The following is a 23,847-nucleotide window of genomic DNA, read 5'->3' as shown; positions in this document are numbered from 1 at the left end:
CATCAATATATCTGCAGTCAGATTAAACCTGATGCCGAGACCAATACGATGAACATCCTTCAGATCAATGCCAGCGCGCGCAGCGAGGGCGCCAACTCCACCCGAATCGCCGAGGCCGTCGTCGAGCGCCTGCGCGCCGAGAATCCGACGGCGCGCGTGCATGTCCGCGATCTGGCCAGCCAACCCCATCCGATTCTGGACGAGACCGCGCTCGTCGCACTCTCGTCGCCGCCCGAGCAGCGTACACCCGAGCAGGCCGCGCGCGTGGCACTCGACGATGCACTGATCGCCGAGGTGCAGGCGGCCGATGCGATCGTGCTCGGCGTGCCCATGTACAACTTCGGCGTGCCGGCGCAGTTGAAGAACTGGATCGACGCCATCGCCCGTGTCGGCGTGACCTTCCGCTACACGGAGCAGGGGCCGGTCGGTCTGCTCGCGGGTCGGCGCGTCTATGTGGCACTCGCGCGCGGCGGTCGGTATCGCGATACCCCGGCCGACAGCCAGGTGCCCTATCTGAAAACGCTGCTCGGGTTTCTCGGCATGACCGATGTGCGGTTCATCTATGCCGAAGGACTCAACATGGGACCCGAGTCGGCCGAGCGGGGTTTCGCCGAGGCCGAGGCCGATCTCAAGGCGGCCTTTGCCTGAGCCTTGGCGGCTTGAAGAGGTCTTAGAGTCAAAGCGCCGCGGCGCTTCAACCCGGGAGTGATCCAGATGACGACAACTCTTATCCAAACCGAGTCCGTGCGGCAGTCCCGCACCATCGAGCGATTGGTCGTCGGCCAGGCCACCACCGACGGTGCCGGCGTGAACCTGATCCGGGTACTGACCCAGCCGCTGCAGCAGCGGCTCGATCCCTTCCTCATGCTCGATGCCTTCGGCAGCGATGATCCGGACGACTATATCGCCGGTTTTCCCGATCACCCGCACCGCGGCTTCGAGACGGTGACCTATATGATCGCCGGGCGCATGCTGCATCGCGACAGCGCAGGCCATGAAGGTTTGATTGAAACCGGCGGCGTTCAGTGGATGACCGCCGGCAGCGGTCTGGTCCATTCCGAGATCCCGCAGCAGGCGGAAGGGCGGATGGAAGGCTTCCAGCTTTGGCTCAATCTGCCGGCGCGCGAGAAGATGATCCCGCCCTGGTATCGCAACTTCACCGCGAGCGAGTTGCCGCGTTTCCGGACCGAGAGGGGTGTGGCGGTGACGGTGATCGCCGGAGAGACTCACGGCGTGACCGGCGCGGTGACGCGCGAGACGACGGCGCCGCTGTTTCTCGATCTGCATCTGCCGGCAGGTACGCGGTTCGAGCAGGCGCTTCCGATCGAGCAGAATGCCTTCATCTATGTCTATCGAGGGGCGGTCGGTGTCGCCGGGCAATCAGTCCCGTCGCAGCGCATGGCGATCCTCGCCAACGCTGCGGGCGCCGATGGCGTCGTTCTGGAGACGGAGGGCGAAGCGCGAGTCCTGTTGATCGCCGGCCACCCGCTGCGCGAGCCGATCGTCCAGCATGGCCCCTTCGTCATGAACACCATGCAAGAGATTCAACAAGCGGTGCGTGACTACAGTGCCGGGCGTCTCGCCTGAGCGACGAGTACGCGCCACAACGGAGCCTATGAATGCAGAACTTTGTCTTCCACAATCCCACCCGAATCCTCTTCGGTGAAGGTCAAATCGCAGCGATCGGCCCGGAGATCCCGAGCGGCGCCCGCGTGCTGATCACCTACGGCGGCGGCAGCGTCGTGAAGACCGGCACCCTGGCCGAGGTCAAGGCGGCGCTGGGCGAGACGGACTATCTGGAATTCGGCGGCATCGAGCCGAACCCGACCTACGAGACCCTGATGCAGGCCGTCGAGCTCGCCCGGCGCGAGAAGGTCGACTTCCTGCTCGCCGTCGGCGGCGGCTCGGTGATCGACGGGACCAAGTTCATTGCCGCGGCCATCCCCTTCGAGGGCGAGCCTTGGGATATCCTCGCCAAGCAGGCGCCGATCACCTCCGCGGTACCCTTCGGCAGCGTGCTGACGTTGCCGGCGACCGGCTCGGAGATGAACGCGGGCTCGGTCATCACGCGGCGTGCCACGCACGACAAGCTCGCCTTCATCCACCCGCTGGTCTTCCCGCGCTTCTCGGTGCTGGACCCGACCAAGACCTATACGCTGCCGCCGCGTCAGGTCGCCAACGGCATCGTCGATGCCTTCGTGCACATCGCCGAGCAGTATCTGACCTACCCGGCCGATGCCAAGGTGCAGGACCGCTTCGCCGAAGGACTGCTGCTGACCCTGATCGAGGAAGGCCCCAAGGCGCTTGCCGAGCCCGAGAACTATGCGGTGCGCGCCAACCTCATGTGGACCGCGACCCTCGCGCTGAACGGACTCATCGGCGCCGGCGTACCGCAGGACTGGGCGACCCACATGGTCGGCCACGAGATCACCGCGCTGCACGGGCTGGATCATGCCCAGACCCTGGCCGTCGTCTTGCCGGCGATGTTGCAGGTCAGACGGTTCGACAAACGCGGGAAGCTCCTGCAATACGCCGAACGGGTCTGGGGTCTGCGTGACGGCGACGTGGACGCGCGCATCGGTGCCGCGATCGAGCGTACCCGCGACTTCTTCGAGTCGCTCCAGGTCCCGACACGCCTCTCCGGCTACGGGATAGGCGCCGAGGCGATCCCGCCGCTGGTCGATCAGCTCGAGCGTCACGGCATGACCGCGCTCGGCGAGCGGCAGGATGTCGATCTCGCGCGCTCGCGCCAGGTGCTCGAGCTGGCGCTCTAATGCCGATTCCCCCGGGATAGTCGACTTGCAGTCGACCTCTTCCGCCATCCTTCGGGCCAGCAGGTCGACGATAACCGTTTAGACCCCCTCCCCCTAACCCCCTCCCGCCAGGGGAGGGGGATAGCTAAGCGCTTGGTCAAGCGTCTCCCTTCTTCCCTTGCGGGCGGGTGGGGCGCTGGAGGCATGCGCAGGTCGGCGATCCCGGAGGCTGCGAGCTCTGCCTTTTGACCGGCGCTTTGCTGCACATGCCCATCGCCCCCGCGTCTGCTATGATTCGCCCTCATTTCAGACACCCGCTCGCGCGCCCGGCCGATCGAATCGGCTTGCGTGTACGCCTGCCGCGCGCTCTTCACCCTATCCCCGGGCGACCTTCAGCTTCATGACAGACCTTAGTCATATCCGAAACTTCTCGATCATCGCCCATATCGATCACGGCAAGTCGACCATCGCCGACCGCTTCATCCAGCACAGCGGCGCCTTGACCGATCGCGAGATGTCGAGCCAGGTGCTCGATTCGATGGATCTGGAGCGCGAGCGCGGGATTACGATCAAGGCCCAGAGCGTTACGCTCGACTTCAAGGCGCGCAACGGCGAGATCTATCAGCTGAACTTCATCGACACGCCTGGGCATGTCGACTTCTCCTACGAGGTCTCGCGCTCGCTGGCCGCCTGCGAGGGCGCACTTCTGGTCGTGGATGCCGCTCAAGGCGTGGAGGCGCAAAGCGTCGCCAATTGCTACACCGCCATCGAGCAGGGGCTCGAGGTCCTGCCGGTGCTCAACAAGATCGACCTGCCTTCGGCAGAGCCCGAGCGCGTCATTAAGGAGATCGAGGAGATCATTGGTCTTGATGCCGAAGATGCGCTGCGGGTCAGTGCCAAGACGGGCGAGGGGATCCCGGAGCTGCTCGAAGCCCTGGTCCAGCGCATCCCGCCGCCGCGCGGCGACGTGAATGCACCCCTGCAGGCGTTGATCATCGATTCCTGGTTCGACCCCTATGTGGGCGTGGTCTCGCTGGTGCGCGTGATGAACGGCGAGATGCGCCGTCGCGACAAGATCCTGATCATGTCGACCGGACGCACGCAACAGGTCGATGCGGTCGGCGTCTTTACCCCGAAGAAGACCGAGCGCGATCGCTTGGGCGCGGGCGAGGTCGGGTACATGATCGCTGGCATCAAGGAGATCGACGGTGCGCCGGTCGGCGACACCATCACCCGTCCCGACTCCCCGGCCCCCAAGCTGCCGGGCTTCAAGGAGGTGCGCCCGCGGGTCTTCGCGGGGCTCTACACAGTCATTTCCGACGACTACGAGGACCTGCGCGAGGCACTCGGCAAGCTGCGGCTCAACGATGCGGCTCTGAACTACGAGCCGGAGGTGTCCCAGGCGCTCGGCTTCGGCTTTCGCTGCGGCTTCCTCGGGATGCTGCACATGGAGATCATCCAGGAGCGACTCGAGCGCGAGTATGACCTGGACCTGATCACGACCGCGCCGACCGTGGTCTACGAGGTGCTGCGCTCGGACGGGGAGCTCATCAAGATCGATAACCCGGCCAACCTGCCGGACCCCGGTCAGATCCGCGAGGTTCGCGAGCCCATCATCGAGGCGCACATCCTGGTGCCGCAGGATTATCTGGGCTCAGTGATTACGCTTTGTATCGAAAAGCGCGGGGTGCAGAAGCAGATCCAGTATCTCGGCGGTCAGGTGCAGGTGAGCTACGAGCTGCCCTTGAGCGAGGTGGTGCTCGATTTCTTCGATCGACTCAAATCGGTCAGTCGCGGCTACGCGTCGTTCGAATACGAGTTCAAGCGCTTCCAGGCCGCCGACCTGGTCAAGCTGGATGTGCTGATCAACGGCGACAAGGTGGACTCGCTCTCCTCGATCGTGCACCGCGCACTCTCGCAGAACCGCGGTCACGACATCACCGTGCGCATGAAGGATCTGATCCCGCGCCAGATGTTCGAGGTGGCGATTCAGGCCGCGATCGGCACCAAGGTCATTGCACGCACCACGGTCAAGCCGCTGCGCAAGAACGTCACGGCCAAGTGTTACGGCGGCGACGTGAGCCGCAAGCGCAAGCTGTTGGAAAAGCAAAAGGCCGGCAAGAAGCGCATGAAGCAGGTCGGACGTGTGGAGATCCCGCAGGAGGCGTTTCTTGCGGTGTTGCAAGTCGGCAAAGATAATTAAGCATTGAACCGCGTCTGGAGCGACATGCGTTATTTCGCGTTGGATCGGCCTTGCCGGGGCGAATGAACGTTTGAGTCGACGCGGTTCAAGTGATGAGAGGACTTCAGGGAAATGAACGACCGGCCTGTAGGTGCGAATTTATTCGCACGCACAGCCCTTGATGTCTTCCGGGCATCCGCAGCCGAGACGCTTGTTCCCGAAAATCACCTTACTATTTTTTCGATGCGTTATTGGATGGTCGATCGGTATTTTCAACGCTGAGAGCCGAGAACCGATCGCATCGTCGCAGCGCTATCCATGGATCACCGAGAGACTTCATAAACCTAACCATGAATTTCGATTTCCCTGCCTTTTTGGTGTTGGCGTCCGTCGTGACCGGCGGGATCTGGCTGGTCGATGCGGTGATCTTCGCGCCGCGTCGGCGTCGGCTGGCCGCGGCTGCTGTCGGTAGCGGCGGGGTCTCCGACCGGACGAAGCCGGCATACAGGGAGCCCGTACTGGTCGAGTATGCGCGCTCATTCTTTCCGGTCATCTTCGCCGTTTTGGTGTTGCGCTCCTTCTTGGTCGAGCCCTTTCGCATCCCGTCGAACTCCATGATGCCGACGCTGCTGACCGGGGACTTTATTCTGGTCAACAAGTTTGCCTACGGGCTGCGCTGGCCTGTACTCAACTCCAAATTCCTCGAGATCGGCGACCCTCAGGTCGGCGACGTGGTGGTCTTCAAGTTTCCGCAGGACACCTCGGTCGATTACATCAAGCGTGTGATCGGCGTTCCGGGCGACGAGATCGCTTATCAAAACAAAACGCTCTATCGCAACGGCGAGCCGGTCGCGCAGTTGCCGATCGGGCGCTATACGGGTGTCGGCTCGGGGGCCGAGATGACCGGTGCGCGCGAGGCGCTCGAGCAGCTCGGCGAGGTCGAGCATCGCATCCTGACTCGACAGAACGCACCCGACTTGCCTCCAGGTTGTCGTGTCTTGGCCTATGGTCCGATCAAGGTCCCGGAAGGCCAGTATTTCGTCATGGGCGACAACCGCGACAACAGTAACGACAGTCGCTGTTGGGGTTTCGTGCCGGAGGACAACCTGGTCGGCAAAGCATTCGGTATCTGGATGCATTGGGACGGGCGTCGCGATGGTTCCCCGATCGCCTGGGGTCGACTGGGCGACGGGATCAATTGATCGGTTCACAATGGCCCGGACCAAGGGGGCCGGTTCGCGCGGAGGTACCTGTGAGCTCGCGATTGCATAGCCGTCAAGGCGGAGCGGGGATGCTGTCGATCCTCGTCATCCTCTCCCTGGTGATCTTTTTCGTGACCCTTGCGTTCAAGCTGGGTCCGGCCTACTTGGGCTTCTGGACGGTCAAATCCGTCATGGACAACGTTGCCGAGCAATCGACACCGATCACCGGCGGCGCGCGCGAGATCGCCAATCAGATCGGTAAGCGGCTCGACATCAACAACGTGGGCCAGGTGAGCGCCAAGGATTTCAAGATTCGGCGTGCCGGCGAGAACCTCTACGATGTGACGCTCGACTACGAGCAGCGTCAGCACCTTTTTTTCAACATCGATACGGTCTTGACCTTCGCCTATCAGGTGCAGGTCAAGGGCCAATGATGGACGATCGCGCAAAGGTCGGTCCGTGAATGCCGACCCGCTCAGGCTCGCTCGGGTCATCGGACACAAGTTCGCGCGCGAGGAGCTTCTCCTTCAGGCGTTGACCCACCGCAGCGCAGGATCCGCCAACAACGAGCGCTTGGAGTTTCTCGGCGATGCCTTGATCGGCTTCGTGATCGCCGAGGCACTTTGGCAGCGCTTCCCCGAGGCGGACGAGGGGACCTTGAGTCGCATGCGTGCGTCTTTGGTCAAGCGCGAGACCCTGGCCGCGTTGGCGCGCGGGCTGGATCTCGGCGACTACCTGCATCTAGGGGCCGGGGAGCTGCGCACCGGCGGCTATGCCCGCGACTCGATCCTCGCGGATGCCTTCGAGGCCCTCTGGGGGGCCGTTTACCTGGACGCGGGATTTGCGTCCGCACGCGAGCTGGTCTTGCGTCTGTTCGCCACACGGTTGGCGCAGACCAGCGCGACCCACGCCGGGAAGGACCCCAAAACCCAACTGCAGGAATGGCTCCAGGCCCAGCGCCGGCCGCTCCCCGAATATACGGTCGTGGCCACCGGCGGCGATCAACATGCCCAAACCTTTGTCGTCAGCTGCGCGCTCGCCGACGCGGATCTCAGTACCCGCGCCGAGGGCGGCACCCGACGTGGTGCGGAACAAGCGGCGGCACACGCCATGCTGGAGCAGCTCAAGAATGTCTGAAAACATCGTCGGTCGTTGCGGGACCGTAGCCATCATCGGGCGGCCGAACGTCGGCAAGTCGACCTTGCTCAACCGGCTGATGGGGCAAAAGCTCGCCATCACCTCGCATAAGGCGCAGACCACGCGCCACTCGATCCTGGGCATCAAGACACGCCCCGAGGGGCAGATTCTCTTCGTCGACACCCCGGGTATCCATCAGCGCGGGGCGAACGCACTCAACCGCTATCTGAATCGTGCGGCCCGCACGGCGATCAGCGATACCGACTTGGCGCTCTTCGTAGTCGAGGCGCTGCGCTGGACCGACGAGGACGCAGCCGCCCTCGGGGCCATCGCGACCGCGGGCGTGCCCGTCATCGCGGCCGTCAACAAGGTCGACCGCATCTCGAACAAGGAGGATCTGCTGCCCTATCTGCAGGATCTCGGGCAGCGTCACGCCTTCGTGGACCTGATCCCGGTCTCCGCGGCGAACGGGGATCAGGTCGAGGTGCTCGAGCTCGCCCTGCTGCGCGGCCTGCCCGAGGGCGAGCCGGTCTTTCCCGAGGATCAGATCACCGATCGCTCAGAGCGCTTCTTTGCCGCCGAGCTGGTGCGCGAGCAACTCGTGCAGCGCTACGGCGAGGAGCTGCCCTATCGCACGACCGTGGAGATCGAGCGCTTCGAGGAGGTAGGCGGGCGCTACAAGATCAACGCGCTGATCTGGGTCGAGCGCCAGAGCCAGAAGGCCATCATCATCGGTCGCCAGGGCGAGGCCCTGAAGGCCGCCGCCACCCAGGCACGCCTGGAGATGCAGAAGGTCTTCGGCTGCCCGGTGCACCTGGAGGTCTGGGTGAAGGTGAAGAAGAGCTGGTCGAGCGACGAGGCCGCCTTGGGGCGTCTCGGCTATGGAGACGGACCCTTGGACGGGCGCGGGGGCAGTTGAGTCCGTGCCGTGAACGCTCGCGGGTCTTTGTTTCAGGCCTTCGTGCTGCATCGGCGCGATTACGGCAACACCAGTCTCCTGCTCGAGGTCTTCGCCGCCGGGCGAGGGCGATTCCCCGCGATCGCCAAGGGTGCCCGCCGAGCGCGCCATCCGACCAGTGCCGTGCTCCAGCCGTTCCAGCCCCTGTGGTTGGATGCCGTCGGCCGCGGCGAGGTCTTGACCCTGACGCGGGTCGAGGCTGCCGGGCCGGCGATCGGTCTTCACGGGCGCCCGCTGCTGTGCGGCTTTTATCTCAACGAGCTGCTGGTTCGCCTGCTCGGTCGCGATGATCCGCACGATCCGCTGTTCGCCTTCTATCATGCCGCGCTTATGGGTTTGGCGGGCGGCGACGACCTTGAAAGCCTGCTCCGGCAGTTCGAGATTCGGCTGCTCGACGAGCTGGGCTATGCGCTCGCTTTGGATGTCGAGGCCGACTGCGATCGGCCGGTCGTGCCCGACGGGGTCTATGTGCTGGTCCCCGGACGGGGCATGTTGCAGGCGCAGCCGGATGATCGCGCCGAGCGCGTATCCGGCGCGACCTTGCTCGCATTGGCGCAGGGCGATCGCTTGGCCTCGCATCAGCTGCGCGAGGCGCGGGCACTTCTGCGACGCCTTCTGGAGCCTTACCTGGGTGGGCGTCCGTTGAAAAGCCGTGAGCTCTTTCGGCGCTTTGCCGTCGCGTCCGTCCCGAGCCCGGTACCCGGATCGGGTTCGGAACAGAGGCCGGGCACGTCGCGCGACTCGACGCCTATCGGAATCACGAATCGGAGTCTTGAATCTTGACCAGTCAAACCGCTGCCGGGGTCCTGCTCGGCGTCAACATCGATCATGTCGCGACCATTCGCCGTGCCCGCGGGACGCGTTATCCGGAGCCGATCCAGGCCGCCCTGGTTGCCGAGCAGGCGGGCGCCGACTCGATCACGCTGCATCTGCGCGAGGATCGTCGCCACATCCAGGAGCGCGATGTCGAGCTGCTTTGCGGCATCCTGCAGACCCGTATGAATCTCGAGATGGCGGCGACCGCCGAGATGGGAGACATCGCCTGCCGGCTGAAACCGGCCGATTGCTGCCTGGTGCCGGAGCGTCGCGAGGAGCTCACCACGGAAGGCGGCTTGGACGTGTACGGGAATCGGCCGCACCTTCGTGATTTTTGCGCGCGCCTGGCCGAGTCCGGGATCCGTGTCTCGCTGTTCATCGACGCCGATCCGGAACAGATCGAGGCCGCGCATGCCGTCGGTGCGCCCGTGATCGAGATCCACACGGGGCACTATGCCGACGCCGAGACCGCATCGGCGCGCGCCGATGAGCTGGCCCGCATTCGACGCGCGGTGAACCTCGGGATCTCTCTCGGTTTGCAGGTCAACGCCGGACACGGTCTCGATTACCACAACGTCAAGGCGATCGCAGCCATTCCGGGCGTGCGCGAGCTCAATATCGGACATGCCATCATCGCCCGCGCCATCTTCTCGGGTCTCGATCAAGCTGTTCGGGACATGAAGGGCGTGATCGATGCGGCGGTGGCTGCGGGATCCTGATGCGCGTGCCTCGACCGTCTCGATTAGCGGGGGCGCGGTTTAAAATTTTATAATTTTTAATCTCTTAAACCGCGCCAGCTCCAGCGGTCGTCAAGTCTGCCGGGGCCGATCCCATCCAAAAACATCGCATACCGCACTCGGTGCGGTTTAGACTGTGCGGCGGGACGAGGGGTCCCGTCGGTGATTCCGCTGCGCTATGCCTACCGAGACGCTTATTCTTGTCCTTGCCATCGATCGCGGTGCGGGCCCCGCTCCGCTGACGGAGCACCGCACGAAAGCGGCCGTGCCCTTCGGGGGCAAGTTTCGCGTGATCGACTTCACCTTGGCCAACTGTCTGCATTCCGGATTGCGACAGGTCCTGGTGCTGACCCAGTACAAGAGTCACTCACTGCATAAACATCTGCGCGATGGCTGGTCGATCTTCAATCCGGAGCTGCGCGAGTTCATCACCCCGGTCCCGCCGCAGATGCGCGAGAGTCAGGAGTGGTACGCCGGTCCCTTCGATGCCATCCGTCAGAATCGCTATCTGATCGAGCGCAGCCGCGCCAGCCAGATCCTGGTCTTGGACGGGGGTGCCGTCTACCGCATGGATTATGCCGAGCTGGTGCGCGCGCATACCGAGTCGAAGGCGCAGATCACCGTCGCGGTACGTGCGGTCAACGGGCGTGGCTCCGGCACACAGGCGCGTGTGGAGCTGACCGAGGACGAGCGCATCGCCGGTTTCAGTCGACCGGCTGCGGCGCCGGTCGAGAATACGCTTGCCGCGCCGCCGCCGGACGAGACCGAGCGCTTGGAGACCATGGGTGTCTATGTCTTCGACCGTGGTTTTCTGCTCGAAGAGATGGCGCGTCTGGATCAGGCGCGCCGCGATGAAGGCGCGGTTGCCGATACGGATCTGGCCCTGGATATCGTCGCACCCGTCGTCGCGGATCATCGCGTCGTCGCCTATCGTTTCGGCCAGGACCGCGGGCGAGTAACCCCGGATCGCTACTGGTGCGATCTTGCCTCGATCGACGCCTATTACCAGGCGAATATGGCCCTTTTACGTGCCGAGCCGCCTCTGGATCTCTATCAGGCCGACTGGAACATCCACACCTACCAAGGCCAGTATCCGCCGGCCCGTACGGTCCCGGGCGCGACGAGCGGGAACGAGGGTATCTTCGTCAACTCCATGTTGGCTGCGGGCACCGTGATCAGCGGCGGCGGGGTCAATCATTCGGTGCTTTTTCCGAAGGTGCGGGTGCAGGACGGGGCCATCGTCGAGGCTTCCATCCTCTTCAGCGGCGTGACGGTCGGGCAGGGCGCGCATCTACGCAACTGCATCGTCGAGAAGGACGTGGAGATCCCGCCGCGGATGCAGATCGGTCACGATCTGAAGGCCGACCGCGAGCGCTTCACCGTCTCCGAGAAGGGGGTGGTGGTCGTCACCAAGATTCCCTGAGTGGACGCCGAGGCGCTGAGAGCTGTCTATGCGAGGCTGCTCGACGTCTTCGGCGAGCAGGACTGGTGGCCCGCGCAGACCGCGTTCGAGGTGATGATCGGGGCGATCCTGACGCAAAATACCGCCTGGACGAACGTCGAGCGCGCATTGGAGCGTCTGCGCTCGCGCATCCCGCTCGGCGCTGAGTCGATCCTCGCCCTGGATCCGCTCGAGCTCGCCGATGCGCTGCGACCCTCCGGCTATTTCAACGTCAAGTCGCAGCGGGTCCGGGCGTTTTGCGAGGCGTATCTGCAGGCCGGCGGTCATCCGGGCCTGGATGCACTGGCGACGCCCGATCTGCGCGCTCGGCTCCTGGCGATCAAAGGGATCGGCCCCGAGACCGCGGACGATATCCTCCTGTATGCATTCGACCGCCCCGTCTTCGTCGTCGATGCCTATACGCGCCGGATCTTCGAACGACTGGGTCTGCTCGCCGGCGGGGAGACCTACTAGGGCATTCGTCGCGCCTTCGAGCAGGCACTCGGCCCTGACGTGCCAATGCTCAAGGAGTACCATGCGCTCATCGTGTCGCAGGGCAAAGAGGTCTGTCGGACACGTCCCGCATGCGAGCGTTGCGCACTGCGCCGGGCCTGCGCCGCGGCAGCGGCGAGTGCCTCGGATTCATCCAATTTATCGCGCATGTCGCAGAGGCGTCGGCGCGGGACAGCAGCATCGGAAGAGACCCCATGATCGAGCTTCGGACCTACGTCTTCATCGATTCGCTTCAGCCGCAGCTCGCCGAGTATTTAGGTACCGTCTCGCAAGGCTTCCTGCCTGTGCCGGGCGATGCCTGTCTCTGGATCGAAGTCGCGCCAGGGATGGCGGTCCATCGTCTGACGGATATCGCACTGAAGGCGACGCGGGTCCATCTGGGGCAGCAGGTCGTCGAGCGCGCCTTCGGGTCCATGGTTATCCACCACCGCGATCAGAGCGACGTCATGGACGCCGGTCGAGCAGTCTTGAACGCGCTCGATACGACCGAGGGCGCCCGCAAGTCCTGTCGGATCGCTTGGAAAGAAACGATCCGCTCGATCACGCCCGACCACGCGGTCCTGATCAATCGGCAGGATCGACGCGGATCCATGATCCTGCCCGGCCAGAGCATGTTCTTCCTGGAGACCGAACCCGCCGGCTATGTCGTTTACGCCGCCAACGAGGCGGAGAAGGCGTCGAACGTGACGCTCATCGACGTGCGTGCGGTCGGCGCTTTCGGACGCCTGACCTTGGCCGGACGCGAAGCCGATATCGATGCCGCCGGGAAAGCGGCTGTCGCCGCCATTCACAACCTTTCGAGGGTTTGACCCCGAGCGGATCCCGGGGCGTGGCTACGTCGGCGGCGTGAGCGGATGTTCCCCGGGGGTTCCCCGCATATCTTCGCTTAACAAAAAAAGGGTTAGGTTTTTCGCCTAACCCTTTGTCTTTGATTGGTACCGAGGGCCGGACTCGAACCGGCATGGGATCGCTCCCGTCAGATTTTGAGTCTGATGCGTCTACCAATTTCGCCACCCCGGCAACGCAGCTGTGCAGTATACCCGCTGTCCGTGATGATGGGTACCCCGTCGGAGAAGCCCGTGGATGCTCCCCAGTCGGTATGCTCGCAGCGGCGTCGAGCCGTACGATCCCCTCGGCCCGGATCAACGTTCGTCGAAACCCGCAAGCCGATAGAGCCGATTGGCCTCGTCGAGATCCTTTTCCACGCCGTGGCCTTGCTCGTACATCATGGCAAGCGTGGTGAGGGAGCCGACCAAGCCCTGTTCGGCGGCCTTCTTGAACCAATGCACGGCCTTTTCCGGATTCTTGTCGGTGCATTCGCCCTCCATATACATGAAGGCGAGCCCGTGTTGGGCGAGGGCGAGGCCGGCTTCCGCTGCGCGCTTCATGGCGGTGTAGGCGAGCAGCGGGTTGGGCAGCATGCCGAGGCCGTTCTGGGCCATGATGGCGACCCGATACTGGGCGTCCGGGATGCCCTGCTCGGCGAGCGGGGAGAGGAGGCCCGCCGCGCGGGAGAATTGTTTGTATTCGAAGGCGGTAATGCCGCTCGACAGGGCCATGTCAAGGTCGCTGATCTCTTCGGTCATGGAGGATTCCTCGTCGTGATGGTGTCGGTGGATGCGGGCGCGTCCCCGCGATGGCGTGTCCCGCTCAGGTCGCGTGCATCGGCAGGCCGACGAAATCGAGCCAACGATGCAGCAGTGCGTCGTCGGACGCCGCGACGGCGAGTCTCGGGGACAGGTCGAGCTCCGTGGCCTCCGTGGCGCCTCGATCGGTGTAGAGCCGCGAGGCGGCGCCGGCCTCGGAGGCGATCAGATGCCCCGCGGCATAGTCCCAGAGTTTCTGGCCGCCGTGCAGATAGAGTTGGTAACGGCCCGCGGCCAACCAGCACCAGTCCAGCGCGACCGAGCCGAGGTTTCTCTGGGAGCGGAAGCCGCCGGGCCGAAATAGTGCTGGAATGCGCTCTGGCGGGAGACGTTTCATGTCGATCATCGCCAGGCAATCGCCGAGATTCGGCCCGGGTGCGAAGGGGCGGATGGATTCGCCGTTGAGCGTCGCACCCCCTCCGCGCACGGCGGAGAAACACTCGTCGCGCACCGGGTCGTAGATGACGCCCAACATGGCCTGTCCGCGCTCGACGAAGGCTAAGGAGATCGAAAAACCGGGAAATCCGCTGGCGTAGTTGCCGGTTCCGTCGAGCGGATCCAGGATCCAGACGCCGGCGTCGGCCTCGGCGAGGAGGCGGCGTTGATCCTCCGCGGTCATCTCCTCGCCCAACAGCGGTGTGCTCGGGAACTCCCGCGCGATGGCTGCGACGATCCGTGCCTGAGTCGCGAGATCCGCCTCGGTCACCAGGCTGCCGTCGGCTTTGCGCTCGGCGAGGATACTGTGAAAGCGGGGCATGATCTCGGTGGCTGCGGCTTCGCGCAGGAGGTCGCCGATCAGATTCGGGTCGGGTGTCATCTTGGATCTCTGGTTGACTCGGTGTTCATGCGCATGTCCGAGGGCAGTTGCCCGAGACTCTCCTTGACGGCACAGGTGAGGCGGTCGCGGGGAAGATGCAACCACGCGCGATCCCGCTCACCGGCGAGGACGGCGTGCTCGGCGCACGTTGCAAGCGCACGCCGGCGCGACGGGTCGGTCTGACGATCGAGGTCGAGCAGACGTCTTCGGAGGTCGAGTCGGCCGAATTGCGTTAATCTTGGAGGCTTGTAAACGATCCGGAATCCTTGACCAGGAGTGCGTCGATGCCATTACAACCCGTCATCCTTTCCGGTGGCTCGGGAACGCGGCTCTGGCCGCTCTCGCGAGAGGCCTACCCGAAGCAGTTTTTGGCGCTCACCAGCGAGCACACCATGCTTCAGGAGACGGTGCGTCGCCTCGACGGGCTCGACGAGGAGCATCCGCGCCAGGCGGTAGGCCAGATCGATCCCATCGTGGTCTGCAACGAGTCACACCGCTTCTTGGTCGCCGAGCAATTCCGCGTGTTGGGGCGGCGTCCGGCGGAGATCATCCTCGAGCCCAAGGGCCGCAATACCGCGCCGGCACTGACTCTGGCGGCTCTTGCTGCAACCCGAGGCGGTACGGACCCGGTCCTGCTGGTGATGCCGGCCGACCATACCATCCGCAACGAGGTCGGTTTCCGAGCTTCCGTCGCCGATGCCTGCGTGATCGCGCGCGAGGGCGCGGTGGTCACCTTTGGGATCGTTCCGAGCAAGCCCGAGACGGGTTACGGCTATATCCGGCAGGGTCGGGCCTATGAGGTCGAGGGGCTCTCCGGCAACGCCTATCTGCTCAACGGCTTTGTCGAGAAACCGGATGCCGAGACGGCCGAGGACTATCTGGAGTCAGGCCAATACCTGTGGAACAGCGGCATCTTCGTCCTGCGTGCATCGCTCTGGCTCGGGTTGATCGAGCGGTTCCGTCCGGATATCTCCCAAGCCGTGGCGAAAGCCTTCGAAGCGGCCACGCACGACGGGGACTTTCTCCGTCTCGACGCGGATCACTTCGGCGCCTGTCCGGGCGATTCCATCGACTACGCCGTGATGGAGCCTCTGGCCCGCGACACCGGGGGTGCCAATCCGCCCGCGGTGGTCGTGCCCTTGGACGTCGGCTGGTCCGACGTCGGCGCCTGGTCGGCGCTCTGGGAGGTCCGTGATCAGGACGCGGCCGGCAATGTGCTCGACGGCGATGCCTTCGTCCACGATGCCCGCAACAATCTGCTGATCGCCCATCACCGGATGCTCGCCGCCGTCGGGGTCGAGGATCTGATCGTGGTCGAGACCCCGGATGCGGTCCTGGTCGTGTCCAAAGAGCATGCGCAGGACGTCAAGGCGGTGACCCAGTTCCTGCAGCATGAGCAGCGCAACGAGTATCGCCACCACCAGCGGGTCCATCGTCCCTGGGGCTCCTACGAGGCGATCGGGCAGGGGCCGCGCTACCAGGTGAAGCGACTGATCGTGAAGCCGGGCGAATCGCTGTCGCTGCAGATGCACCACCATCGTGCCGAGCATTGGATCGTTGTCTCGGGGACCGCGCGGGTGACCTGCGACGACAAGACGTTTCTGCTCACCGAGAATCAATCGACCTACATCCCGGTCGGCTCATCGCATCGCTTGGAGAATCCGGGCACCATCATGCTCGAGCTGATCGAGGTCCAGTCCGGGGGCTATCTCGGCGAGGACGACATCGTGCGCTTCGAGGATCGCTACAACCGCGGGGCGAAGGAGACGCACTGATCGTCCGCCGGCCGGGCGTCCGGTAACGATGTCTTGAAAACCGGGGCGAGGACGCCCCGGCTCCTGTAGAATCGTGGGTTTTTCCGAGCGGACCCTAACAGCCATGGGATTCAAATGCGGGATCGTCGGCCTGCCCAACGTCGGTAAGTCGACCCTCTTCAATGCCCTGACCAAGGCGACGATCGCGGCGGAGAATTACCCCTTCTGCACGATCGATCCGAACGTCGGCGTGGTGCCCTTGCCGGATCCGCGCCTCGATGTCCTCGCCGCCATCGTCAAGCCCCAGCGGGTTCTGCCTACGACCATGCAGTTCGTGGACATCGCCGGCCTGGTCGCCGGTGCGTCCAAGGGCGAGGGGCTCGGCAACAAGTTTCTCGCCAACATCCGCGAGACCGATGCCATTGCGCATGTCGTGCGCTGCTTCGAGAACGACGACGTGGTGCATGTCGCCGGGCGCGTGGATCCGCTGGACGACATCGAGGTCATCAACACGGAGCTCGCCCTCGCGGATCTCGACTCGGTGACCAAGGCCCTCGATCGCGCCGAGCGCATGGTCAAGACGGGCGACAAGAAGATCCTGGTGCGCAAGGCCCTGTTGGAGCAGATTCGCGATCAGCTCGACGCCGGCAAGCCGGTCCGCTCGATGGGCTTGGATGCCGAGGCGCTGCGCGAGGTCCGCGATCTCTTCCTGCTCACGGCCAAGCCGACCCTCTATATCGCCAACGTCGCCGAAGACGGCTTCGTCGACAATCCGATCCTGGATAAGGTCGTCGCGCTCGCCGCGGAGGAGGGCGCCGAGGTCGTACCCGTCTGCGCGGCCATCGAGGCGGAGATCTTCGACCTGGAGGATCAGGAGCGCGACGAATTCCTCGCCGAGCTGGGACTGACCGAGCCGGGTCTGAACCGCGTCGTACGCGCCGGCTATCGTTTGCTGGGCCTCGAAACCTACTTCACCGCCGGCGAGAAGGAGGTCCGCGCCTGGACAATTCCGTCCGGCGTGCGCGCCCCGCAAGCCGCCGCCGTCATCCACACCGATTTCGAGCGTGGCTTCATCCGCGCCGAGGTCATCGCCTACGACGACTTCGTCGCCTGCAAAGGCGAGCAGGGCGCCAAAGAGGCTGGCAAGCTGAGGTCGGAGGGGAAGGAGTACATCGTCAAGGACGGCGACGTGGTCCATTTCAGGTTCAACGTATAAACCGCGTCCAGAGCGACATGCGTAGTTTTCACTTTGCGTTTGGCTTCGGAGATGTCCTCGATCCCGGTGAGACGCGGTTTAGAATTTAGTATTCTTAATACTTTAAACCGCACCAGCTCCGACAGTCGTCGAAGCTGGCGCGGCCAAACCACTCCAACACATGACGCATAACGCACCGGGCGAGTCTCCGGAGCCTAGGGGATTTCCGGCGGTTGACGGCGCCGAGTCTGGAACGTATTATTCCGCGTCTTGTTTGGCTACGTAGCTCAGTTGGTTAGAGCATCGCACTCATAATGCGAGGGTCCCCTGTTCGAGTCAGGGCGTAGCCACCATTTCCCTCGGCGGCGCAGGACCTTAAGACCAGCTCATGGGTCTTTCCGCCTTTCGATCTGCAGCGTGATGGGCGTTTTTTGGTCTTGGCGACCTACCCATGCTTCGCGATGGATGTCCTCCGGTAAGGCAAGCCTCCTTTCGATCTCGGTCACCCGATTGCTCCGAACGATGCGAGCGACAACCTTGACCTCATGCTGACCGACTGCGCATCGAGCGCTTCCGCCGGGCGTAGCTCCGGGTGCAAACTCCCGCATAACCCGGCCGCCGAAATCGGGGTTCGCGCCGCTCGCCCTACCGACGACTTGCCTTGTCAGATCAGCAGGGCGCTGTCGTTTCCAGCCTGCTTGCCAACCTCGTTTTCCGCTCAACGCAGCACAAACCAGCCGATCGCCCCGCACGCCAGGATCAGGATGGCCGGGTTGATGCGTTTCCAGAACAGCAACAGGACGATCGCCAGGCCGAAGCCCAGGGTCACGCCGTTGAACCAGAGCGGTCGGTCCAGATTGAAGCTGGCCGTCTTGCCCACGGCATAGACACCCGCCAGCATCAGACCGATCGTGATGGGTGCGAGCCCCCGCTGGACGGCGTCGCGCCAGGGGTTGTCGCGATAGCTGTCCCAGATGTGACTCACGACGTAGGTAAGCATGCAGGCGGGGAAATAGAAGGCGAAGAGCACCAGGAAGAACCCGGCTGCGCCTGCGGCGTGATAGCCGATGATCCCGACCATGCTCATGTTGGGGCCGGGCGCGAGCTGGCCCAGACTGTAGATAGACGCAAACTGGGTGGAGCTAACCCATTGATGGACGGCGACGGTCTCGTGCTCCATCTGCGGGATGACGGCGGTGCCGCCGCCGACAGCCATCAGCGAGAGCATGGCGAAGACGTTCAGCAACTCGATGAGCTCTTTCATGGCGTCAGGGTTCCGGGTCGGAGGAGGGCGCCGGGGCCTTTTTCTTCAAAGACTCCGGCCGATTGAGCCAGATCGCGATCGGCGCCAGCAAAAAGAGCGTCGCGGCGAGCGACACGTGAAAAACCCCGACCATGAGAAAGGTCGGGATGATGAACATCAGGTCCTTCGGCCTGAGAAAACTGCGACCGCCGATCTTGAGCGTGACCTGCAGCAACAGACCGACCGCCGCAGCCGCGACTCCGGCCAAGGCCGCCGCGACATCCGGATTGTTGTGGAACCGCACGTAGAGGAGCCCCAGTATGATCAGGACCGCGACTCCGGGCAGGATGAGTCCGAGTGCCGCGGCCGTCGCCCCGCGCGGTCCCCGCAGCTTGCGCCCGACGATAATCGCGACATTGGTCGAGTTCAGGCCGGGCAGGGTCTGGCCGATCTCGAGGGCGCCCAGAAACTCATCCTTCGAGAGCCACTGCTCGCGATCGACGACGACGTCGCGCAGGTAGGCGACCAGCCCGCCGCCGAAGCTGGAGATCCCGATCAGGGCGAAGGCGGTGAAGATCTTTCCGATCGAGGGCGGCGCGGCGGCCGCGCTCGGCTCATTCGCGATTGGTCGAGGCATTATTCCCTAGTCCGTAGACGATGCCGGTTTTGGTGGTTCCAAGGGTCACCCATTCGTAGGCGTCCAATTGGAGTGTCTTGTAGAACTCGGCCGCGCGCTCGATGCTTCCGCGGTTCAGATCCTCGCGACGATCGAATTTGTACTGAAAGGCGAACTCGCCGCAGAGCGGGCGTTCGTGCTGGCGATTGCGCCAGACCGCGATGGTCGCCTTCGCATTGATGCCGTGGCCGAAATGCAGCTCGCCGACGTTGACCTGCACCTCCTCGACGGCAAGATCCTTCACCAACGCGATGCGCTCGTCCGACTTGGCCTTTGCTTGAAGCAGGGCAGGGAAGGCCCGCGTGAGATCCTCCACGGCCATGTCGATCTGCTCGCGCGGCGTGGCCAGAACGCAGTTGTGCGAATAGATCGAGCGCAGCCCGCCGAGCCCCTCGCGCAAAGGCAGCAGCTCCTGTTTGAACTTGATGCGGACCCGTGCACCGGGCGTGGCCGGGCGCACATCGACGGCGGCGGCCGTCTCGAAATCCGGGTGTCTGAACTTGACGGTCAACTCGGGCAGACCGTCCGGCCAACCGTTCTTGTAGAAGCTGCGCAGCCGTACGATGAAATGGTTGTTGTAGAGATCGCACCCCGGCGTATCGAAGAAGAGCACCTCGCGCACATGATTGTCGAATGCACCCTCGGCCTCCTTCACATTCACGTCGAACTTCTTCGCCGTATGACGCACGATCGACCAGAAGTCTTTGAATGCCTTGGCGGTGATGAAGTGGTGGGCCTGCAGGATGATCTTGCACTCGTAATAGTGCACGTCCGAATAAGGGGTATTGAGCACTTCGATGGGGTTGTCGTTCATCGCTACACCCGGGCTGGTCAATGGGGCGGTCCATCGTGGTCATTGAGATGTCCGATCCGGGTGGAGGACTGCGCTGGGGGCGAGCGCCGGACCGGGCGACGGATTCGAAGCACCAGATCAGGAGACGCTCCCGGCTTTGGATCCCGGGTGCGCCGCCTGTCTTTTGATTCGGCAACTTACTCCAGAACGACCCGCGCATTCAGCGGCTGAATCGGCCGGTTGTTCGGGTGGCCCATCGCCCGCGCGAACTTGACGAGCTGTCCGTGCGATGCGCTCACCGGATGTTTCATGACCAGCCAGGTCACGCCCTCGGTGCACGGCGGCGTCGTCAACGAGCCGTCGAAACGGTAGTAGGCTCGATCGGCGGGAAGCAGCGCCTCGGCGGAGGCCTTGCTCGCAAGGTGAGCCGTATGGCCCTGCGCCCGGGGCATGGCCGCCCACGGCGTGGCGAGGGCCAGATTCTCCGGGCCTTCCTCGAACATGACTGCGATGACCGCGAGATGGCCCTCGGCGTCCGCGTGCACTAAATGTGCCTCCATCGGGAACGCGTGGCCGTCGATGTGGTTTTCGCTGGGGGTGTGAAAGTGGAACTGCTTCAGGGTGAACTCGCGCCCGTCCAGCGTGATGGTGCTGCCGGTGTCGTAGTCCACCTGGATGGTGTGTCCGTTGTTGACCTCGTCATGCCCGCCCGGCTTGTAGTGGAAGCCGATCCGAGGCAGATCGGCGTCGATCCGGCTTGCGATGTCGATCGGCGTCTGCGCCTTGCCGGTCTTACAGGCGTTGAAATGCGGGTCGATCTCGCCCCAGTGTTCCGGACCGTGGGCGCCGGAGTAGCCCCAGTGTGGCCCCTCGCCCGCGCAGGCGACTCCGGTGCCGAGGATCAAGGTCAAGGTCGCGATCGCCGTGCGCTTCATGGTGTGTCTCGTCATGGAAGGGTGAATCGAGCGCCGGCCAGGTTGCCGATGGCCGGCTTGGATGGCGTCGGCGTCAAACGGCTCGACGATGCTGCGAAGCATAACGGTGTTTCTGCTCGAAAAGCGATGCTCGACTGAGTCTTGGAGATGTGTGAAGGCGCCCTCAGCGTTCTTTGAGTCTATGCGCCTTGATCTAAGTCAAGGATACGCCCGTGCGCTCTCGCCAGACTGTCGGCCCCTTGATTGGCCCCAACGATCGACGTCGGTCCATCGGTCCGTCGGCGCGACAAGGACACCTTAGATTCCGATTCGATTCAGAGGCACCCATGCACTGCAACCAATGCGAACAGACCTTCCGTAAGACCGCCTGCGTTACCTCGCCCGGGATGTGCGGCAAGAGCGCCGATGTCCAATCCCTGCAGGAGATGCTGCTCTATGGTCTAAAGGGGATGGCTGCTTACGCCCACCATGCGCGGCGCTTGGGCAAGTCTGACGAGACGGTGTCCGCCTTCATCGAGGAGGCGCTCTTCGCGACCATGACCAACGTCAACTTCGACGTGAAGAGCTTGCTGGAATACTGTCTCGAGTGCGGGCGGATGAATCTGCGGGTGATGCAGATGCTCGACGAAGGTCATGTCGAAGCCTTCGGTAAGCCGGCGCCGACCAAGGTGAAGGAAGGCACGCAGGCGGGACGCGGGATCCTGGTCACGGGTCATGATCTGGCGGACCTGCGGGATCTGCTCGGACAGGTCGAAGGGACCGAGATCAAGGTCTATACGCACGGCGAGATGCTCCCGGCGCACATGTATCCCTTCTTTCAAAACCATCCGAACCTGGTCGGGCATTACGGCGGCGCCTGGCAGAATCAGAAGCAGGAGTTTGCGGCCTTCCCCGGCCCGGTGGTGGCGACCACCAACTGCGTCCTGATCCCGCCCGAGAGCTACAAGGGGCGGCTCTTCACCACCCGCGGCACGGCTGTGCCCGGCGGCCAGTGCATCTCCGACGGCGATTACAGCGCGGTGATCGCCGAGGCGCTGCGGTGCGAGCCCTGCGAGGAGGCGATCACGGGCGAGTCGACCGTCGGTTTCCACCGCACGGTGCTGCTGGATCACGCGCAGACGATCGTCGACGCGGTCAAGGCCGGGCAGATCAGCCGCTTCTTCGTCATCGGCGGCTGCGACGGCGCGGATCCGGGGCGCAACTATTTCAGCGATTACGCGCGGGGCACGCCGGATGATTCATTCATCCTGACCTTGGGCTGCGGAAAGTATCGGATCCGCGACCACGAGTACGGCGAGCATCTGGGCTTCCCGCGTTTGATGGACATGGGGCAGTGCAACGATGCCTACGGCGCCATCGCGGTGGCGTCCGCGTTGGCCGAAGCCTTCGACTGCAGCGTCAACGAGCTGCCGCTGACCCTGGTGATTAGTTGGTTCGAGCAAAAGGCCGTCGCTGTCCTTCTGACCTTGCTGAGCCTCGGGGTGAAGGGGATCACGCTGGGTCCGAACGCGCCGGCCTTCGTCTCGCCGAACGTCTTCGCGATCCTGCAGGAGCGATTCGATCTGCGTTTGAGCGGGAATGATGCCGAAGGGGACCTGCGGCTTGCCATGACCGCTTGAAACGCGAATCGCCGGCGGCGGGGATAGCTGCGCTCGGTCCGGCGGGCGGCGATTTGCGGGGTTCGACCTCCCGCGGGCTGATTCCTGCAAGGTCCGGGCGGTAAGGTTTGGGCGACTGAAGTCGCCCCTACCTGGTTGTTGCTTTGTCCGGAAACGGCTTAGACGCAGCCGGTCGGTTTGGGCAGTCCACCCCATTTGCAGATCAGCTTCATGGGTCCCTTTCTGAAGATGTCGTAGAGGTCTTTGGTCGAGACCTTCTGCTTCTTGGCGAAGATGCGGATGGGCGGGACGACGCCGTCGGCTTCGTACATGGCTCGAGCCTCGCGGATAAAGCCCATGACCTGATCGGTCATCTCGAAGTCATCCGCCTTGGCGAGCTCGATGGCGACCTCCTCGCTCCAGTCGTCGCGGTTGAGGAGAAAACCTTCGTTGTCGAGTGGGACGCTCAGTGCTTCGGTCATGGGTACGGCTCCGGGATTATGTCTTGCCAGGATGTGGGAACCTTCAGAAGAATTGTGGCGACGCGTCCCGATTCAAGTTGTTACGTCACTTGCCTCGTCAGCCCGCCCGGCCCGCCTGGATCGCCTCCAGCACGCCGTCCCAGAACCGGATGCGGGCGCAGATCGCCTCTTCGGCGGCGGTCTCGGCCTCGTCGATCCGTTGCGGGTCATCGCCGCAGAGCTGCTCGAGGAGCTTCATCGACAGGGGGCCGTGGAAGTCCTCGTCGAGATGGACATGGCGGTTCAGGTAGTAATGGAAGACGGGCGCCTGCGCCTCGGTGATCCGCATCTGTTCCAGAAACTGTCGGAACATGCCGGGGATCAGCTTCTCGCGTCCGAGGGCCAGTGCGGCTGCGACCAGATGCGGCTTGTCCTCGCGGATGAAGCAGAAGGTGGTCTCGGAAAAATAGCGCGACGGCAGCGGGACCATCGACGCGTAAAGGGCCTTGTCGACACCCTGCTCGGTGACCAGATCGAGGAAGCGCCTCGGCATCTCGCCGTCGGCGCCGATCTCGTTCATGGCGCGACAGTAGAGCTCGAAATGGCTGGCGTGCTCGACGCCGCCGCCGGGGAGCGGCATGCTGTCGGACTCCTCTTCGAGGACCAGTTGGTTGATGAAATAGCGCACACTCGCGTCGCCGTGCGGCATCCAGGGCACCGTGACGGGCGCAACCCGTGCCTGCAGGTACTTGATCAAGGACATGAAGTCCCAAACCGAGAAGACGTGGTGACTCATGAAGACCTGGAGGTCCTCGATGCGCTCGATGGCGCCGTAGATCGGATGAGCGTTGAGCTGTTCCTGCAGGGGTCGGATGTGGTCCAGGTTCAGTGATGCCATGAGTCCCGTCCTCGTTATTTCAGTATTTCAGTCGACACTGAATCGACAATATAAGGCGTTCGGGAGAGAAATCTCCAGTTGGAGGCGTTCGG

Annotated in this window: 24 protein-coding genes, 2 tRNA genes and 1 pseudogene; 18 read left to right on the top strand and 9 right to left on the bottom strand. The window is 63.7% G+C overall.

Features of this window, described 5'->3' with window-relative positions:
• The first annotated feature begins 48 nt into the window (after positions 1-48).
• The 13 genes and pseudogenes from BLV04_RS06630 (at position 49) to BLV04_RS06570 (ending at position 12,548) form a co-directional block, all read left to right on the top strand.
• Positions 49-648: an FMN-dependent NADH-azoreductase gene (locus BLV04_RS06630; RefSeq protein ID WP_093029304.1), complete on the top strand. Its 600-nt coding sequence runs from the start codon at positions 49-51 to the stop codon at positions 646-648.
• A gap of 66 nt (positions 649-714) precedes the next feature.
• Positions 715-1,587 carry a pirin family protein gene (locus BLV04_RS06625; protein ID WP_093029302.1) on the top strand — a complete coding sequence of 291 codons (873 nt, stop codon included), beginning with the start codon at positions 715-717 and terminating at the stop codon, positions 1,585-1,587.
• A 32-nt stretch (positions 1,588-1,619) separates the two neighbouring features.
• Positions 1,620-2,774, top strand: a complete 1,155-nt coding sequence (locus BLV04_RS06620) for an iron-containing alcohol dehydrogenase (RefSeq protein ID WP_093029300.1) — start codon at positions 1,620-1,622, stop codon at positions 2,772-2,774.
• A 379-nt stretch (positions 2,775-3,153) separates the two neighbouring features.
• Positions 3,154-4,956 carry a translation elongation factor 4 gene (lepA, locus tag BLV04_RS06615; RefSeq protein WP_093029298.1) on the top strand — a complete coding sequence of 601 codons (1,803 nt, stop codon included), beginning with the start codon at positions 3,154-3,156 and terminating at the stop codon, positions 4,954-4,956.
• Positions 4,957-5,285: 329 nt separating this feature from the next.
• Positions 5,286-6,137, top strand: coding sequence for a signal peptidase I (gene lepB, locus BLV04_RS06610; protein ID WP_093029296.1), 852 nt, complete (start codon positions 5,286-5,288; stop codon positions 6,135-6,137).
• Between the two features lie 89 nt (positions 6,138-6,226).
• On the top strand, positions 6,227-6,571 hold the full coding sequence (locus tag BLV04_RS06605) for a DUF4845 domain-containing protein (protein WP_245731762.1): 345 nt from the start codon (positions 6,227-6,229) through the stop codon (positions 6,569-6,571).
• A 25-nt stretch (positions 6,572-6,596) separates the two neighbouring features.
• Positions 6,597-7,274, top strand: a complete 678-nt coding sequence (gene rnc / locus BLV04_RS06600) for a ribonuclease III (protein ID WP_093029292.1) — start codon at positions 6,597-6,599, stop codon at positions 7,272-7,274.
• Complete coding sequence (era, locus tag BLV04_RS06595; protein ID WP_093029290.1) at positions 7,267-8,193, top strand: GTPase Era; 927 nt, start codon at positions 7,267-7,269, stop codon at positions 8,191-8,193. The genes rnc and era overlap by 8 nt, the downstream gene beginning before the upstream one ends.
• A 9-nt stretch (positions 8,194-8,202) precedes the next feature.
• A complete protein-coding gene (gene recO / locus BLV04_RS06590) occupies positions 8,203-9,015 on the top strand; it encodes a DNA repair protein RecO (RefSeq protein ID WP_093029288.1) in 813 nt (270 codons plus the stop codon).
• Positions 9,012-9,767, top strand: coding sequence for a pyridoxine 5'-phosphate synthase (gene pdxJ, locus BLV04_RS06585; protein ID WP_093029286.1), 756 nt, complete (start codon positions 9,012-9,014; stop codon positions 9,765-9,767). The genes recO and pdxJ overlap by 4 nt, the downstream gene beginning before the upstream one ends.
• Before the next feature lie 196 nt (positions 9,768-9,963).
• Positions 9,964-11,208, top strand: coding sequence for a GlgC family sugar phosphate nucleotidyltransferase (locus tag BLV04_RS06580; RefSeq protein ID WP_093029284.1), 1,245 nt, complete (start codon positions 9,964-9,966; stop codon positions 11,206-11,208).
• Positions 11,209-11,937, top strand: a pseudogene (locus BLV04_RS06575) (endonuclease III domain-containing protein).
• The gene (locus tag BLV04_RS06570; RefSeq protein WP_093029282.1) at positions 11,934-12,548 is read left to right on the top strand and encodes a BMC domain-containing protein; all 615 of its coding nucleotides are present in this window, start codon (positions 11,934-11,936) and stop codon (positions 12,546-12,548) included. The pseudogene BLV04_RS06575 and the gene BLV04_RS06570 overlap by 4 nt, the downstream one beginning before the upstream one ends.
• Positions 12,549-12,672: 124 nt before the next feature.
• Here BLV04_RS06570 and BLV04_RS06565 read toward each other — a convergent pair.
• The 3 genes from BLV04_RS06565 to BLV04_RS06555 all read right to left on the bottom strand — a co-directional run bounded on the left by BLV04_RS06565 (position 12,673) and on the right by BLV04_RS06555 (position 14,202).
• Positions 12,673-12,759, bottom strand: a tRNA-Leu gene (locus BLV04_RS06565).
• Positions 12,760-12,881: 122 nt separating this feature from the next.
• The gene (locus tag BLV04_RS06560) at positions 12,882-13,325 is read right to left on the bottom strand and encodes a tetratricopeptide repeat protein (RefSeq protein WP_093029280.1); all 444 of its coding nucleotides are present in this window, start codon (positions 13,323-13,325) and stop codon (positions 12,882-12,884) included.
• Between the two features lie 64 nt (positions 13,326-13,389).
• Positions 13,390-14,202: an inositol monophosphatase family protein gene (locus BLV04_RS06555; protein WP_093029278.1), complete on the bottom strand. Its 813-nt coding sequence runs from the start codon at positions 14,200-14,202 to the stop codon at positions 13,390-13,392.
• A 95-nt stretch (positions 14,203-14,297) separates the two neighbouring features.
• On the opposite strand from BLV04_RS06555, the gene BLV04_RS24830 reads away from it, so the two are divergent.
• The 4 genes from BLV04_RS24830 (at position 14,298) to BLV04_RS06535 (ending at position 17,504) form a co-directional block, all read left to right on the top strand.
• Positions 14,298-14,438 (top strand): hypothetical protein, encoded by a 141-nt coding sequence (locus BLV04_RS24830; RefSeq protein ID WP_175534516.1) that lies wholly within the window; start codon positions 14,298-14,300, stop codon positions 14,436-14,438.
• 48 nt (positions 14,439-14,486) lie between these two features.
• Entirely contained in the window at positions 14,487-15,977 is a 1,491-nt protein-coding gene (locus BLV04_RS06545) for a mannose-1-phosphate guanylyltransferase/mannose-6-phosphate isomerase (RefSeq protein WP_093029274.1), read from the top strand.
• 103 nt (positions 15,978-16,080) lie between these two features.
• Positions 16,081-17,172 (top strand): redox-regulated ATPase YchF, encoded by a 1,092-nt coding sequence (ychF, locus tag BLV04_RS06540; protein WP_093029272.1) that lies wholly within the window; start codon positions 16,081-16,083, stop codon positions 17,170-17,172.
• 255 nt (positions 17,173-17,427) lie between these two features.
• A tRNA-Met gene (locus BLV04_RS06535) sits at positions 17,428-17,504 on the top strand.
• 365 nt (positions 17,505-17,869) lie between these two features.
• Here the strand turns inward: BLV04_RS06535 and BLV04_RS06530 are convergent.
• The 4 genes from BLV04_RS06530 to BLV04_RS06515 form a co-directional block, all read right to left on the bottom strand.
• Positions 17,870-18,415 carry a chromate transporter gene (locus tag BLV04_RS06530; RefSeq protein WP_093029270.1) on the bottom strand — a complete coding sequence of 182 codons (546 nt, stop codon included), beginning with the start codon at positions 18,413-18,415 and terminating at the stop codon, positions 17,870-17,872.
• A gap of 4 nt (positions 18,416-18,419) precedes the next feature.
• Positions 18,420-19,031 carry a chromate transporter gene (locus BLV04_RS06525; protein ID WP_093029268.1) on the bottom strand — a complete coding sequence of 204 codons (612 nt, stop codon included), beginning with the start codon at positions 19,029-19,031 and terminating at the stop codon, positions 18,420-18,422.
• Positions 19,009-19,884: a hypothetical protein gene (locus BLV04_RS06520; RefSeq protein ID WP_093029266.1), complete on the bottom strand. Its 876-nt coding sequence runs from the start codon at positions 19,882-19,884 to the stop codon at positions 19,009-19,011. The genes BLV04_RS06525 and BLV04_RS06520 overlap by 23 nt, the downstream gene beginning before the upstream one ends.
• A gap of 176 nt (positions 19,885-20,060) precedes the next feature.
• Positions 20,061-20,813 (bottom strand): carbonic anhydrase, encoded by a 753-nt coding sequence (locus BLV04_RS06515; RefSeq protein WP_245731761.1) that lies wholly within the window; start codon positions 20,811-20,813, stop codon positions 20,061-20,063.
• 311 nt (positions 20,814-21,124) lie between these two features.
• Between BLV04_RS06515 and hcp the strand changes: the two genes are divergently transcribed.
• Positions 21,125-22,417 (top strand): hydroxylamine reductase, encoded by a 1,293-nt coding sequence (gene hcp, locus BLV04_RS06510; protein ID WP_093029264.1) that lies wholly within the window; start codon positions 21,125-21,127, stop codon positions 22,415-22,417.
• Positions 22,418-22,575: 158 nt separating this feature from the next.
• Here the strand turns inward: hcp and BLV04_RS06505 are convergent, their stop codons facing one another.
• Positions 22,576-22,878: a TusE/DsrC/DsvC family sulfur relay protein gene (locus BLV04_RS06505; protein ID WP_093029262.1), complete on the bottom strand. Its 303-nt coding sequence runs from the start codon at positions 22,876-22,878 to the stop codon at positions 22,576-22,578.
• 97 nt (positions 22,879-22,975) lie between these two features.
• Positions 22,976-23,755, bottom strand: a complete 780-nt coding sequence (locus tag BLV04_RS06500) for a DUF3050 domain-containing protein (RefSeq protein ID WP_093029260.1) — start codon at positions 23,753-23,755, stop codon at positions 22,976-22,978.
• Positions 23,756-23,847: the final 92 nt, after the last annotated feature.

The sequence above is a fragment of the Thiocapsa roseopersicina genome (genome assembly GCF_900106925.1).
Lineage (GTDB): Bacteria > Pseudomonadota > Gammaproteobacteria > Chromatiales > Chromatiaceae > Thiocapsa > Thiocapsa roseopersicina.
This window is presented reverse-complemented; position numbering and strand designations above follow the sequence as displayed.

Bases quoted from the DNA above. Each gene is read 5' to 3' on its own strand.
- BLV04_RS06630 (WP_093029304.1), top strand. From the start codon at position 49: ATGAACATCCTTCAGATCAATGCCAGCGCGCGCAGCGAGGGCGCCAAC.
- BLV04_RS06625 (WP_093029302.1), top strand. From the start codon at position 715: ATGACGACAACTCTTATCCAAACCGAGTCCGTGCGGCAGTCCCGCACC.
- BLV04_RS06620 (WP_093029300.1), top strand. From the start codon at position 1,620: ATGCAGAACTTTGTCTTCCACAATCCCACCCGAATCCTCTTCGGTGAA.
- lepA (WP_093029298.1), top strand. From the start codon at position 3,154: ATGACAGACCTTAGTCATATCCGAAACTTCTCGATCATCGCCCATATC.
- lepB (WP_093029296.1), top strand. From the start codon at position 5,286: ATGAATTTCGATTTCCCTGCCTTTTTGGTGTTGGCGTCCGTCGTGACC.
- BLV04_RS06605 (WP_245731762.1), top strand. From the start codon at position 6,227: ATGCTGTCGATCCTCGTCATCCTCTCCCTGGTGATCTTTTTCGTGACC.
- era (WP_093029290.1), top strand. From the start codon at position 7,267: ATGTCTGAAAACATCGTCGGTCGTTGCGGGACCGTAGCCATCATCGGG.
- BLV04_RS06580 (WP_093029284.1), top strand. From the start codon at position 9,964: ATGCCTACCGAGACGCTTATTCTTGTCCTTGCCATCGATCGCGGTGCG.
- BLV04_RS06570 (WP_093029282.1), top strand. From the start codon at position 11,934: ATGATCGAGCTTCGGACCTACGTCTTCATCGATTCGCTTCAGCCGCAG.
- BLV04_RS06560 (WP_093029280.1), bottom strand. From the start codon at position 13,325: ATGACCGAAGAGATCAGCGACCTTGACATGGCCCTGTCGAGCGGCATT.
- BLV04_RS06555 (WP_093029278.1), bottom strand. From the start codon at position 14,202: ATGACACCCGACCCGAATCTGATCGGCGACCTCCTGCGCGAAGCCGCA.
- BLV04_RS24830 (WP_175534516.1), top strand. From the start codon at position 14,298: ATGCAACCACGCGCGATCCCGCTCACCGGCGAGGACGGCGTGCTCGGC.
- BLV04_RS06545 (WP_093029274.1), top strand. From the start codon at position 14,487: ATGCCATTACAACCCGTCATCCTTTCCGGTGGCTCGGGAACGCGGCTC.
- ychF (WP_093029272.1), top strand. From the start codon at position 16,081: ATGGGATTCAAATGCGGGATCGTCGGCCTGCCCAACGTCGGTAAGTCG.
- BLV04_RS06530 (WP_093029270.1), bottom strand. From the start codon at position 18,415: ATGAAAGAGCTCATCGAGTTGCTGAACGTCTTCGCCATGCTCTCGCTG.
- BLV04_RS06525 (WP_093029268.1), bottom strand. From the start codon at position 19,031: ATGCCTCGACCAATCGCGAATGAGCCGAGCGCGGCCGCCGCGCCGCCC.
- BLV04_RS06520 (WP_093029266.1), bottom strand. From the start codon at position 19,884: ATGAACGACAACCCCATCGAAGTGCTCAATACCCCTTATTCGGACGTG.
- BLV04_RS06515 (WP_245731761.1), bottom strand. From the start codon at position 20,813: ATGACGAGACACACCATGAAGCGCACGGCGATCGCGACCTTGACCTTG.
- hcp (WP_093029264.1), top strand. From the start codon at position 21,125: ATGCACTGCAACCAATGCGAACAGACCTTCCGTAAGACCGCCTGCGTT.
- BLV04_RS06505 (WP_093029262.1), bottom strand. From the start codon at position 22,878: ATGACCGAAGCACTGAGCGTCCCACTCGACAACGAAGGTTTTCTCCTC.
- BLV04_RS06500 (WP_093029260.1), bottom strand. From the start codon at position 23,755: ATGGCATCACTGAACCTGGACCACATCCGACCCCTGCAGGAACAGCTC.